A 12,772-nucleotide genomic window follows, 5' to 3' on the forward strand; every position below is an offset into this window, starting at 1 on the left:
CGGACCGGGGTCAGACCGCCGGTTCGCCGCGGCGGGCCGGTTCGCCGTTGCGGCCCGCCCCGTCGTGGCGGGCCGAGATCTCCTCGAGGGCCACGCGGTGGTGCCAGTAGGGCGGCGCGATGCCCCGCTCACGGATCGCCCTGTGCAGCCGCTTGAGGTACTCGTGCTTGATGCGGAACTGGTCGCCGAACTCCGACGACCGCAGGATCACGTGGAAACCGACGGCGCCATCGTCGAAGTTCTTGAACCGCACGAAGATGTCGCTGTCGGCCACGCCGCCCTGCACCTCCTTCATCACGTCCTGGCCGACCTCGATGCAGAGCGCCTCGATCTCGTCCAGATCGGCCTCGTAGTTCACCTTCGCGTCCACCAGGATCGACATGTCCTGCGCGGGGCGGTGGAAGTTGGTGAGGATCGTGTCGGAGAACCGCATGTTCGGAATGACTTCGATGTTGTCCGACAGCGTCCGGATGGAGGTGTTGCGCCAGTTGATGTCGACGACGTACCCCTCCTGGCCCGTGGCCAGCTTGATGTAGTCGCCGGGCTCGATGGTCTTGGCCGCCAGGACGTGCACGCCCGCGAACAGGTTCGAGAGGGTGTCCTGCAGCGCCAGCGCGACCGCCAGGCCGCCGATGCCCGCGGCGCCGAGCAGCGGCGTGATCGACACACCGAGGCTCCCCAGCATCACCAGGATGCCGAGGCCGAGCACGATCACCCGCGTGATGTTGGCGAAGATCGTCACATTTCCGGCGACGCCCTGCCGGGCCATCGCGACGGAGGCGACCGACGCCGCGATCAGCCGGGCCAGCGCCAGCGTGACCACCAGGATCGTCGCGGCGGTGAGCACCTTGGCCGTGGCGTCGAGCGTGCCGCGCGGCAGCTGCAGCACCTTCGCCGAGATCCACAGGCCGAGCAGGACCGAGACGGGCACCACCAGGTCCTTGATCAGCCGGGCGCCCAGGTCGTCCCAGGCCCACCGGGTGTCGCCCGCCCGCTTGAACAGCCGGGCCGTCAGCAACCGCAGGACCACCGCGATCGCCAGAGCGGACGCCAGCACGATCCCGGCGGCGATGACCCGCTCCCAGCTCACATCACCCATGGCGCGTGCATCTCCCCCTTCGCGCGGGCGGCCTCGCCGCCCGCCCGTCAGATCCCGTTTCCGCCGTCTTGTGCGCCCTCGATCGTATAGAAGACCCGGAGCGTGCGAGGCACATCACGGACTCCGGGGGCTGACGCGACCGACGGGGCGATTACGATCGATCAAGTGGTAGGCGTGGGAATGATGCGCCGGCTCGGGGTCACGGCGCTGGGACTGCGGAACGGCCCCCACCAGGTCACGGTCGAGCGGGACCTCCCGGTCCCCGCGGCCGACGGGGTGACGCTGCTCGCCGACCGGTACGCGCCCGTCGACGTGGAGCGGGCGCCCACCGTGCTCGTCCGCTCCCCCTACGGGCGGCGCGGGCCGTTCGGGCTCATGTGCGGGCAGGCGTTCGCGTCGCACGGGTTCCAGGCGGTGGTGCAGAGCGTCCGCGGCGGGTTCGGGTCCGGCGGCGTGTTCGAGGCGCTGGACGAGCGGGAGGACGGACTCGCCACCATCGAGTGGCTGAAGTCACAGCCGTGGTTCGGCGGGACGTTCGCCATGCACGGGCCGAGCTACCTCGGCTACGTCCAGTGGGCCGTCGCCGCCGAGGCGGGCCCGGAACTCCGGGCACTGTCGATGCAGGTCACCGCCTCGACCTTCCGGGACGCGGTGAACGTCGGCGGGACGTTCGCGCTGGAGTCGGCGCTCATCTGGGTGGACCTCACCGCGCGGATGAAGAGCTCCCTGTCGGGCATCACGACCGGCATCATGTCGCCGCGCCGCGCCCGCCGCGCCACCCTCTCGGGACGCCCGATCGCCGAACTCGACCGGCTCGCGACGGGCGGGCAGCAGCGGTTCTTCCAGGAACTCCTCGTCAACGGCCCCGACACCCAGTTCTGGGACAAGCGCGACTTCAGCCCCACCGTCTCGCGGGTGACGGCGCCGGTGAACATGACCGGCGGCTGGTACGACATCTTCCTGCCGTGGCAGATGAAGGACTACGCCGCGCTCCGCGCCGCCGGGCGGCGCCCCTACCTGACGATCGGCCCGTGGTTCCACGCCGACCAGCGGATGATGCGCGGGTCGGTCGGCGAGTCGGTCGCGTGGTTCCGCGCCCACCTGCTGGACGACCCGTCCGGGCTGCGGGACCAGCCCGTCCGGCTGTACATCACCGGCGCGGGCGAATGGCGCGAGTTCCCCGACTGGCCCGTCCCCGGGATGCGCGAGGAACGCTGGCACCTGCGGCCCGCCGGCGCCCTGTCCCCCGAGGACCCGCCCGACTCGGAACCCGACGCCTACCGCTACGACCCGAACCACCCGACGCCGTTCCTCGGCGGCCCCACCCTGCTCGGCGAGACCCGCCCGTCCACCGACCAGAAACGCCTGGAGCGCCGCCGGGACGTGCTGACCTACACCTCCGCCGTCCTCGACGACGACCTGGAGATCATCGGCCCGGTCACCGCCGACCTGTACATCCGCTCGAACCGCGAGCACACCGACTTCGTGGTGCGGCTGTGCGACGTCACTGCGGACGGCGAGTCGCTGAACCTGTGCGAGGGCATGCGCCGCCTCGTCCCCGGCACCCCGGAACCGGACGCCGACGGCGTGAGACACGTCGCCGTCGAACTATGGCCGGCCGGTCACCGCTTCCGCCGCGGCCACCGCGTCCGCGTCCAGGTCGCGAGCGGCGCCTACCCCCGCGTCGCCCGCAACCCCGGCACCGGAGCCCCCATCGGCACCGCCACCGAAATGCTCACCGCGGACCAGGAGATCCTCCACTCCCCCGCCCACCCCTCGGCCATCAACCTCCCCGTCGTCCGCGTCGTCCGCTGACCCGCGGCGCCCGAGTACGGCTAGCGGGCCCGCAGGGCGTCCAGGGCGCGGTCGGCGTGGGTGTTCATGCGGATCTCGCTCTTGACGACCGCCAGGATCCGGCGGTCGGTGTCGATCACGAAGGTCTGGCGTCTGGTGGGCAGGAGGGCGATGCCGCGTTTGACGCCGAAGCGGGCGCGGACGTCGCCGTCCGGGTCCGACAGGAGGGGGTAGCCGAAGGAGTGCTTGTCGGCGAACTCCTTCTGCTTGGCGACCGGGTCGGCGCTGACGCCGACCGGGTGGGCGCCGGCCTCGGCGAGTTCGGCCACCACGTCCCGGAAATGGCAGGCCTCGGCGGTGCAGCCGGGGGTCATCGCCGCCGGGTAGAAGAACAGGACCACCGGGCCCTTCTCCAGCAGACCGGTCAGCGTGCGCGGCTCGCCCGTCTCGTCGGGCAGTTCGAAGTCGTCAACGACGTCACCGACGTTCATGGGTCGAACCTAGCCGTCCGGATGGTGGGCGGCCAGGGCGGTGGTGGGCGGTGATGCCGCCGGGACGTCCACGTGCCGGGCCGCAGGCCGCTCACCGAAATGTTTCGTCGTCCATCTGGTCCAGTATTCAACCAGGTTGAAGGCGGTTTACCGGGTCCAAACGAACCGGAGATCCCATTCGCGACGTTTGACGGGGAGTGCGGACGGATATGAAACTGTCCGAGCAGGTGTCTACGACGCAGATACCTCCGTGCTTCCCCTGTGATGTCCCGGAGGATCCGTCATGCACCGCACGCTTAACATTGCTCTCGTGTCCGCCTCCGACCTCGACGGCGAACACCTGCAGTCCGTCCATGTACGGGACCTCGCCCGTTCGCTCACCCGCCCGCTGGCCAATGACGGGGAGCCGAACCAGGTCACGGTCTACACGCGGCGCCAGGACCCCGCCGCCCGCAACCGGGTGCGGCTGGCGCCCGGTGCAGCGCTCGTCCACATCGACGCCGGGCCGGCCCGCCCGCTGTCCGATGAGGACACGCTGAAGCACGTCCGTGACTTCGCCGACGAGTTGCGCCGCCGCTGGACGGGCAACGGACGTCCCGACATCGTGCACGCGCACGGCTGGATCGGCGGGCTCGCCGCCTGCGCCGTCGCCCGCGAGCTGGGCATCCCGTTCGCGCAGAGCTACCACGGGGTCGCCGCCGCCGAGCGGCGCGCCGGGAACCCCGTGCACCCCCATCGGGACCGTCTGGAGAAGGCCATCGGCCGGGACGCCGACATCGTGCTGGCCGGGCACAGCGAGGAGGCGGACGCGGTCGTGCGGATGGGCGTCCCCCGCCCCGCCGTCGCCGTCGTCCCCTACGGCGTCGACGGTGACCAGTTCGCGCAGATCGGCCCCGCGATGCCCCGCGGCGACCGGCGCCGGCTCGTGATGGTCTGCGACGACCTGGAGGCCGGGGACGTCGAGACCGCGCTGCACGCGCTGGTGCACGTCCCGCACGCCGAGCTGACCGTCGCGGGCGGCCCGGCCCGCGAGGACCTGGACCACGACCAGGTCGTGCACCGGCTGACGCTGCTCGCCAAGGAACTGCACGTCGCCGACCGGGTGATCTTCCTGGGCCGGCTGCCGCGCAAGGCGCTGCCGAAACTGCTGCGGACCGCCTCCCTCGCCCTGTGCCTGACCCCGCACGACCCGTGCCCGTCGACGCCGCTGGAGGCCATGGCCTGCGGCGTACCCGTCGTGACGACCCCCGCGGGCGGCAACGCCGACGAGGTGCTCGACCGCATCACCGGCCTGCACGTCCCCGCGGGACGGCCGGTCGTGATCGGCCGCGCCATCCGGCACCTGCTGGCCGAGGAGACCACGCTGCACGGCTACTCGATCGCCGCCGCCGACCGCGCCCGCTCCCGGTACTCGCTGGAGCGGATCGCCGCGGAGACGCTCCGCGCCTACCAGAAGGTGCTGCCCGTTCCCGAGCCCGAGCCCGTCCCCGAGCCCGCGGCCGAGTCCGCGGACGAGGACGCGGCGGTGCGCGAGACCGACAGGACCCCCGCCCTGGTCGGCTGACCGTCCGCCAGCCACGGGCCCCGGATCCGCGCTGGATCCGGGGCCCGTTCATGTCCGATCGGGTGGGATACTGGGCGCGATGACCGAAGGGAACGGCAAGGCGCCGACGAGCAGGCTGATCGGCAGGGCGGCCGAGTTCGCGGAGCTGACCGCGGCGCTGGAGCGGGCCGCCGGCGGCGCCGCCGGCGTCGTCCTCGTCAGCGGCGACGCGGGCGCCGGCAAGACGCACCTGGTGTCCGCGCTCACCCGCGCGGCACGCGACCGGGGCTGCGCCGTCCTCGTCGGGCAGTGCGCCGAACTCGGCGAGAGCATGCCGTACCTGCCGCTCACGGACGCGCTGTGGACGGCCGCGCACGCCGGTATCCCCGAAGCGGACGAGGTCCGCGCCGCGATCGGCGCCCGGCCCGTCCTCGGACGGCTGCTGCCGGACGGCGACGGCGGCCCCGGCGCGGCGTCCGAGCTGGGCCAGCAGCAGCTCTTCGGGGCCGTGCTCGGGCTGCTCGGCGAGCTGGCGGCGGACCGGACCGTCCTGCTCGTCCTGGAGGACCTGCACTGGGCCGACCGTTCGACCCGGCATCTGCTAACGTTCCTCAGCCGGGTGCTCCAGCGGGAGCGGGTCTGCCTCGTCGGCACCTACCGTTCGGACGACCTGCACCGGCGGCATCCGCTGCGGCCGGTGGTGGCGGAGCTGCTGCGGCTGCCGAACGTGACCGGCGTCGAGGTCCGCCCGTTCGGGCCCGGTGAGACCGCCGAGTACCTCGCCGAGCTGTCACGCGGGTCCGCGCCGGTGACCGCGGAGGTCGTCGAGCGGGTGCACCGGCGCTCGGAGGGCAACCCGTTCTATGCCGGCGAACTGTACGCCGCCGGGCTCGACGGCGCCGGGCTCGACGGGGCCGGGCTCGACGGGGCCGGCGCGCAGCCGGCGGAGCTGCCGTCCGGGCTCGCCGACCTGCTGCTGTCGCGGGTGGAGCGGCTCTCGGACGCCGCGGAGCGGGTCGTCCGCGTCGCGGCGGTGGCCGGGCGCCGCATCGACGACGAGCTGGTGCGCCGCGTGTCCGGGCTGGACGAGGCGGCGGTCGGCGGGGCACTGCGCGAGGTCGTCTCCCAGCAGCTGCTCGTGCCCGCCGGGGCCGGGTACACGTTCCGGCACGCGCTGCTGAGCGAGGCCGTCTACGCGGACCTTCTGCCGGGCGAGAGGACCCGCCTGCACGCCGCGTTCGCGCGGCTGCTCGCCGGTCTCCCGGACGGGACGCGCGGGTCGGCGGCGGAGCTGGCCCACCACAGCCTCGCCGCGCACGACCTGCCCGCCGCGTTCACCGCGTCCGTCCGGGCGGGACGTGAGGCCGGGCGGCTCGGCGCGCCCGCCGAGGCGTCCGGGCATTACGAGCGGGCGCTGGAGCTGTGGGACGCGGTGCCGGACGCCGAGGGCGCCGCCGGCACCGACCGGGTGCGGCTGACGCTGCTCGCCGCCCAGCAGTCCGCGCAGGCCGGTGAGCTCCGGCGCGCCGTGCACCGGCTGCGGCGGCTGCTGGACGAGGTCGACCCGGCGGACGCGCCGCTCGGCTGCCGGATCCGCGAGGTCCTCGCGTCGTACCTGGGCGACATCGACGACATCGACCAGGCGGTCGCCATGGCGCGGGAGGCGGTCGCGATGCTGCCCGCCGACCCGCCGACGATCGAGCGCGCCGACGCCCTCGCCACCTACGCGCGGATGCTGCTCTACCGGGACGGCGACGGCGAGCTGCCCGGGCTGGCCGAACGGGCCGCCGAGGCCGCCCGCGCCGCCGGGGCCGCCGGGGCCGAGGCGAGCCTGCTGGTGACGCTCGGCGTGCACCGGGAGGCGGAAGAGGCCGACTCGGGTGTCGCGGAGGTGTTCGCGCGGGCCCGCGACCTGGCCGCCGCGGGCGGCGAGAACCCGATGGTGACGATGCGCGCCGCCTGGCACTACGCCCGGACGAAGTTCGACCGCGGCGACCTCGCGGGCGCGGCGCGCGCCGCCGACGACGGCGTGAAGTTCGCCCTGGAGCACGGTCTCGGATGGAGCACCTTCGGGATCATCATGCGGTCCCTGCGGTACCTGATGCACTACACGACGGGGGACTGGGCGGAGGCCGACCGGCTCGCCGAGGACTTCGCGGTCCAGGTCGTCCGGCCGTACGAGGCGCAGATCTCCGCGTACGCCCTGTTCGTCGAGGTCGCGCGGGGCGGGCCCGCCGCCGACGAGCGGCTGCGCTGGATCACCCCGCTGTGGGGCCAGGACCTCTTCCTCAACTACCTCGCCCGTGGCCTCGCCGCCGAGCAGGCCCTGTGGCGGGGCGACCCCCGGGCCGCGAGCGAGCACGTCGCGAGCATCATCGGCACCTCCTACGGCGACACGGTCAGCGTCATCCGGATCGCCGCGACGGGGCTGTGGGCGCAGGCGGAGATCGCCGCGCGGGCGCGGGCCGCCGGCGACGACGGCGCCGTCCGGGAGGCGGCCGAGGCCGGCGACGACCTGCTGTCGCGGGCGAGGCGGGCCGTCGCCTTCACCGACAGCGGGCGGCCGCGCGCCTGGATCGGGCTCGAAGGGCACGCGTGGCTGGCCCGCGCGGAGGCGGAGCGGCGCCGCGTGGACGGCGTCCACGACGTGGACCTGTGGCGGAAGGCGGCCGGCCTGTTCACCTACGGCGACCCGGACGGCGGGTTCGTGTACGAGGTGGCGCGGTCGCGGTGGCGGCTGGCCGAGGCCCTCGCCGAGAACGGAGACCGCGACGGCGCCGCCGAGCAGTGGCGGTCCGCGGTCCGCGGCGCCGAACGGCTCGGCGCCGCGCCGCTGCTGGCCGCCCTCCGCGACCTCGGCGCCCGCGCCCGGCTCGGCGCCGCGCGCCCCCCGGCCGGCGCGTCCGCCCCGTCCGGCCCGTTCGGCGCCCTCACCGGGCGGGAGCGGGAGGTGCTGAAGCTGGTCGCGGAGGGGCGCAACAACCGGGACATCGCGGCCGCGCTGTTCATCTCGCCGAAGACGGCGAGCGTCCACGTCTCCAACATCCTCGCCAAGCTGAACGTCACGAGCCGTACCCAGGCGGCCGCCGCCGCGCACCGCGAAGGAATCTGATCTTGCATTGAATTGCCGGCGCGGGTAATCTTTTATTCCGTGACTGCCGGGTCGGCCATGGGCCATGAGCGAGTGAGGTACCCGGCCTCCGAGTGAGGCCGGCGCGGGCGCGAGGCCCGCCACTCCCATCCTCGCCCCTCTCTTCTTCATCTTTCTTTTTTCGCGTGCATCACGCGACGTCATCGGGCTGCCCTGGGCGGCGGACACCGTCTTCGGCCTGCCCTTCCCCGCCATTCTTCAGCCACGGTCGCGCACCGTTTCCGTGGCTTATTCGCCATGCCCGAAAACAGTTCAGGAGACATATGGATTTCAACAGGCAGGTCATCGAGGAGTTCCGCGCGAACGGCGGCCGCGTCGGCGGCGTGTTCGAGGACGGCCGGCTGCTCCTGCTGACCACCACCGGGGCGCGGTCGGGTGCCCGGCACACGACGCCGCTCGGGTACCTGCCGGACGGCGCCCACCGCGTCCTGGTCATCGCATCGGCCGGCGGGTCGCCGAAGCACCCGGCCTGGTTCCGCAACCTGGTGGCGAACCCGCGCGTCACGGTCGAAAGCGACGCCTTCACCTACGAGGCGGACGCCGTCGTCCTGGAGGGCGGCGAACGTGACGCCGCCTTCGCCCGCGCCGCCGAGGCCGACCCGGGGTGGGCCGAGTACGAGACCAGGTCGGGACGGACGCTGCCCGTCGTCGCGCTGGTCCCGGTCGCGGCCGGGCCGCCCGGCGGGCCGAAGTCGCTCGGCGCGATGCTCGTCGCGGTGCACGGCGCGTTCCGCAGGGAGCTGGAGCTGATCCGCAAGGAGGTCACCGCGTCGGGCGCCGGCCTGGGCGCGCAACTGCGGGTCAACTGCCTGACGCTGTGCCAGGGCCTCGGCAACCACCACATGGGCGAGGACCAGCAGATCTTCCCGCTCCTGGAGCGTCACCATCCGGATCTGGGGCCGACGCTGGACGAGCTGAAAAACGACCACGAGAAGATTCAGGAGCTACTGGACGAACTGCGCCGCGTCCTCGACGCCGGAGACCCCGCGTCCCTGCTCGCCGAGGTCGAACGGCTCACCGGAACCCTCCACGCCCACCTGGATCACGAGGAGGAGCGGCTCGTCCCGCTACTGGACGCGATCGGGCTCTAGAGCAGGCCGCGTCCCGGGATGAGCGGCAGGTCGAGGGCGGTGAGCAGTCCGGACGGCGCCTGGACGACGGCGGGCACGGCGTTGACCAGGCGCATCGCGGTGGCCTTCAGCCCGGCGGTGTTGTGGTCGCCGTCGGTGCCGAGGAGCCGGAGGTCCACGGTGTAGTTCGGTTCGCCGTGGACCTCCACGCGGTAGCAGCCGTGGCCTGCGGGCTGCGGCCAGTCGGGGGCGAGGTCGTCGCGGAGCCGGGTGACGTGCTCCAGGACGACGACGGCCTCGCCGCCGCGCATCCCCCGCACCTCGAACCGCAGCGCCGCCTGCGTGCCCTTCTCGACCGTCCCTGCGGAGACGGCGATGGTGCCGGGGGCCGGGAGCCGGGTGTGCCACTCGGTGATCTCGTCCAGTTCCACGCCGAGACCCGAGGCGATCTGCCGGACGACGCTGCCCCACGCCATCGTGAGGACGCCGGGCTGCAGCAGCATGGGCGTCTCGTCCAGGGACCGGCCGAAGCCCATGATGTCGAACAGGACCGTGCCCTGGTCGTAGGTGGCGTAGTTCAGGATCTCCATGCAGCGGACCTGGTCGATGCGCTCGCTGATGCCGGTGACGGCGAGGGGGAGCACGTCGTTGGCGAAGCCGGGGTCGATGCCGTTGACGAAGATCGACGCTCCGCCCTCGGCGGCCGCCTCCCGCACGGGATCGGACATCTCGGACGGGACGACGCCGTCCGGGAACTGCAGGAACACCGGGCTGCTGGACACGACGTTGACGCCCGCGCGCAGGATGCGGCACAGGTCGTCGATCGCCTCCATCAGCCGCACGTCCGCCATGGAGGTGTAGACGACGCAGTCGGGCCGCGACGCGAGCAGCGCCTCCTCGTCGCCGGTGGCGGTGACGCCGAGGTCGCGGCCGAGGCCCGCGAGTTCCCCGGCGTCCTTGCCGACCTTGGCCGGGTTGGACACCCAGACCCCGGTGAGTTCGAGGTCGGGCCGGGCGTCGATGCCCGCGATGGCGTGCCGGCCGACGTTGCCGGTGCTCCACTGGACGACGCGGTAGGTCACAGATCCTCCAGGCCCAGGTCGAGGTTCGGGGTCTCGATGCCGCCGTCCACGCGCAGGAGGGCGCCGGTCGTGTAGGCGGAGGCGGGTGAGGCGAGGTACAGGGCGGCGGCGGCGACGTCCTCGGGGGCGCCGACGCGGTGCAGCGGCGTCTTGCGCTCCATCTCGGTGCGCAGCTCGTCGCTGGTCATGACGATGTCGAGCGCGGACGTGGCGATGGAGCCGACGGAGATGGCGTTGACGCGGACGCGCGGCGCCAGGTCGAACGCGGCGAGCCGGGTGTAGTGGGCGAGAGCGGCCTTGGCGCTGCCGTAGGCGAGGTAGCCGCGGCCGGCGATCCGCCCCATCACGGAGGAGATGTTGACGACGCTGCCCGCGCCCGACTCCAGCAGGTGCGGGACGGCGGCGCGGGTCAGCGCGTGCGCGGTGCTCACATTGAACTGGAACGCGTTCTCAAGATGGCGCGGCTTGGTCGCCATGAACGGGGCCGGCATCGCGCCGCCCATGTTGTTCACCACGATGTCGAGGCGGCCGAGGCCGTCGGCCGCGCGGGCGGCCAGGTCCGCCGCCGCGTCCGGATCGCTGAGGTCGGACGGGACGATCAGCGCCCGCCGCCCGGCCGCCTCGATCTCGGCCGCGACCTTGCCGAGCTGCTCCTCCGTCCGGGCGGAGATGAGCACGTCGGCGCCGGCCTGCGCGAGCGCGACGGCGGTCGCGGCGCCGATGCCGCGGCCGGCGCCGGTCACCACCGCGACCCTGCCTTCGATGCGGAACCGATCAAGGATCACCGCGGTCACCTCCGGGCCGTCCAGTAGTGCCGCACAGCCTACGCAGGAGGTAGAACGTGTTTCAATATGCGCGGCCTCCGGGTCAGGCGAGGAAGTCGAACCGGGTCCCGGCGCGGGTGCCGCGGGCCGCCTCGTAGGCGGTCCAGCTCACCGCGAGGTCCTGCCAGGGCAGACCGACCGGCGCGTACACGGTGACCTCGCCGCCCTTCACCCGTCCCGGCACCTGGCCGCGCAGCAGGTCGCGGAGCGTCCCGGCGGCGTGTTTGACGTCGAGCCCGGCCCCGGCCAGCACGCCCATCTCGACGGCGAGGGGGACGTCGTCGACGACGACGCGGGCGCCCTCGATCAGGTCGGGGGCCAGTTCGGCCTTGCCGGGCTCGTCGGCGCCGAGCGAGGTGATGTGCGTTCCGCGGGTCACGTCGGCGGCGCACAGGATCGGGCGGCGCGCCCAGGTCGCCATGACGACGATCCCGGCGTCCCGGACGGCGTCGCGCGGGTCCGCCTCGACGGTGGCGGTGAGCCCGAGCCGTGCGCCGTGCCGTTCGGCGAAACCGGCGGCGCGGCCGGCGTCCAGGTCGCAGACGGTGAGGGCGTGCACCTCGCGCAGCTCCGACAGCCCCCGCATGACCAGCTCGGCCTGCGCCCCGGCGCCGATGACCGCCACGGCCCCGGCGTCCGGACGGGCCAGGGCGTGCGTGCCGAGCGCGGCGGCCAGCCCGGTGCGCCACGCGGTCACGGTCGCCGAGTCCAGCTGCGCCAGCAGTTCCCCGGTGCCGAGGTCGTGCAGGCAGACGACGCCGCGCAGCGCGGGGCGGCTGCCGGGGAACTTGGCGTTGACCTTCACCGTGTAGGCGGGGAGTTCCTCGATCACGCCCGGCAGCAGCGCCGTCGCGGTGCCCTGGCCGGGGAGCCTGCCGACCACCCGGCGCGCGACCGCCTCGCCCTCCGCGGCCGTGAAGCCGCGGCGCAGCGCGTCGAGGCACTCCGCCGGGTCGAGGAGGGACTCAAGGTCAGACCGGGCCAAAAGGAGCGTCACCGGACCATTCTCCCGCCCGCACCGTCGCGCCGTCACTACTCAACATAGGACTGTTGGGACGAATGTGACGATTGGTCCTTTATTCCGTGGCCCTTTCCCCTCCGCCGGGCGGATCAGGGCACCGGGACGTTGTAGGAGATCAGGGCGGTGGAGCGTCCGGTCATCCGCAGCTCGGTGACGGCGCAGTTGCGGACCTGCGGGAAGACCGTGCGATAGGACGACGGCGCGATGCCCAGCAGCCCGCACAGGGTCAGCCGCAGCAGCGTGTTGTGGGTGACGACCAGGGCGCGCTCGCCCCGGTGGCGGGAGGCGATGCGCCGCAGCGCCGTCATGCCGCGTTCGACGGCCTTGCGGGGATCCTCGGCCCCCGGGAACACCCCCGTCACCGGGTCGGCCAGGAAGGCGTCCACGTCCGCGGGCGGCAGCTCCGCGCGGGTGCGGCCCTCGGCGGAGCCGAAGTCCACCTCCATCAGGTCGCCGTCGATCGTGATGGGGAGCCCGAGCGCGGACGCCGCCGGGGCCGCCGTCGCCCTCGACCGGCTCAGCGGAGAGGCCCACACCGCCTCCGCCCCCGTCTCCGCCGCCCACCGGCCGAGCCGTTCGGCCTGCTCGCGTCCGGTGCCGGTGAGCGCGACGTCGCTGACGCCCGCGTACCGGTTCTCCGCGTGCCACTCGGTCTGGCCGTGCCGGACGACGTAGAGGATGGTGTTCAAGGCGCTCC

At 73.4% G+C, this 12,772-nt stretch carries 10 protein-coding genes; 4 read left to right on the plus strand and 6 right to left on the minus strand.

Annotation, left to right across the window (positions count from 1 at the left end; genetic code table 11):
- Window positions 1–10: 10 nt before the first annotated feature.
- Complete coding sequence (locus tag ACGFIS_RS35285; RefSeq protein WP_392973808.1) at window positions 11–1,099, minus strand: mechanosensitive ion channel family protein; 1,089 nt, start codon at window positions 1,097–1,099, stop codon at window positions 11–13.
- A gap of 180 nt (window positions 1,100–1,279) precedes the next feature.
- Between ACGFIS_RS35285 and ACGFIS_RS35290 the strand changes: the two genes are divergently transcribed.
- Complete coding sequence (locus ACGFIS_RS35290) at window positions 1,280–2,914, plus strand: CocE/NonD family hydrolase (RefSeq protein WP_392973817.1); 1,635 nt, start codon at window positions 1,280–1,282, stop codon at window positions 2,912–2,914.
- Between the two features lie 20 nt (window positions 2,915–2,934).
- Here ACGFIS_RS35290 and ACGFIS_RS35295 read toward each other — a convergent pair whose 3' ends face one another.
- On the minus strand, window positions 2,935–3,384 hold the full coding sequence (locus ACGFIS_RS35295; protein WP_392898046.1) for a peroxiredoxin: 450 nt from the start codon (window positions 3,382–3,384) through the stop codon (window positions 2,935–2,937).
- A gap of 310 nt (window positions 3,385–3,694) precedes the next feature.
- Between ACGFIS_RS35295 and ACGFIS_RS35300 the strand changes: the two genes are divergently transcribed.
- From ACGFIS_RS35300 to ACGFIS_RS35310, 3 genes are all read left to right on the plus strand, one after another.
- A complete protein-coding gene (locus ACGFIS_RS35300; RefSeq protein ID WP_392973809.1) occupies window positions 3,695–4,948 on the plus strand; it encodes a glycosyltransferase in 1,254 nt (417 codons plus the stop codon).
- 79 nt (window positions 4,949–5,027) lie between these two features.
- The gene (locus ACGFIS_RS35305) at window positions 5,028–8,039 is read left to right on the plus strand and encodes a BREX system ATP-binding domain-containing protein (RefSeq protein WP_392973810.1); all 3,012 of its coding nucleotides are present in this window, start codon (window positions 5,028–5,030) and stop codon (window positions 8,037–8,039) included.
- A 302-nt stretch (window positions 8,040–8,341) separates the two neighbouring features.
- Window positions 8,342–9,169, plus strand: a complete 828-nt coding sequence (locus tag ACGFIS_RS35310) for a nitroreductase/quinone reductase family protein (RefSeq protein WP_392973811.1) — start codon at window positions 8,342–8,344, stop codon at window positions 9,167–9,169.
- Here the strand turns inward: ACGFIS_RS35310 and ACGFIS_RS35315 are convergent.
- From ACGFIS_RS35315 to ACGFIS_RS35330, 4 genes are all read right to left on the minus strand, one after another.
- Window positions 9,166–10,230, minus strand: a complete 1,065-nt coding sequence (locus ACGFIS_RS35315; protein ID WP_392973812.1) for a dihydrodipicolinate reductase — start codon at window positions 10,228–10,230, stop codon at window positions 9,166–9,168. The two genes, ACGFIS_RS35310 and ACGFIS_RS35315, sit on opposite strands and share 4 nt — an antisense overlap.
- Window positions 10,227–11,015 (minus strand): SDR family oxidoreductase, encoded by a 789-nt coding sequence (locus ACGFIS_RS35320; RefSeq protein WP_392898060.1) that lies wholly within the window; start codon window positions 11,013–11,015, stop codon window positions 10,227–10,229. Before ACGFIS_RS35320 ends, ACGFIS_RS35315 begins: the two co-directional genes overlap by 4 nt.
- Before the next feature lie 82 nt (window positions 11,016–11,097).
- Window positions 11,098–12,051: an ornithine cyclodeaminase family protein gene (locus ACGFIS_RS35325; RefSeq protein ID WP_392898062.1), complete on the minus strand. Its 954-nt coding sequence runs from the start codon at window positions 12,049–12,051 to the stop codon at window positions 11,098–11,100.
- Between the two features lie 113 nt (window positions 12,052–12,164).
- The gene (locus ACGFIS_RS35330) at window positions 12,165–12,764 is read right to left on the minus strand and encodes a histidine phosphatase family protein (protein WP_392973813.1); all 600 of its coding nucleotides are present in this window, start codon (window positions 12,762–12,764) and stop codon (window positions 12,165–12,167) included.
- Between the last annotated feature and the right edge of the window lie 8 nt (window positions 12,765–12,772).

The organism is Spirillospora sp. NPDC048824, assembly GCF_043198455.1.
Taxonomy (GTDB): domain Bacteria; phylum Actinomycetota; class Actinomycetes; order Streptosporangiales; family Streptosporangiaceae; genus Spirillospora.

Coding starts and splice junctions, on each gene's coding strand:
- ACGFIS_RS35285 (WP_392973808.1), bottom strand. CDS start 1,099: ATGGGTGATGTGAGCTGGGAGCGGGTCATCGCCGCCGGGATCGTGCTG.
- ACGFIS_RS35290 (WP_392973817.1), top strand. CDS start 1,280: ATGATGCGCCGGCTCGGGGTCACGGCGCTGGGACTGCGGAACGGCCCC.
- ACGFIS_RS35295 (WP_392898046.1), bottom strand. CDS start 3,384: ATGAACGTCGGTGACGTCGTTGACGACTTCGAACTGCCCGACGAGACG.
- ACGFIS_RS35305 (WP_392973810.1), top strand. CDS start 5,028: ATGACCGAAGGGAACGGCAAGGCGCCGACGAGCAGGCTGATCGGCAGG.
- ACGFIS_RS35310 (WP_392973811.1), top strand. CDS start 8,342: ATGGATTTCAACAGGCAGGTCATCGAGGAGTTCCGCGCGAACGGCGGC.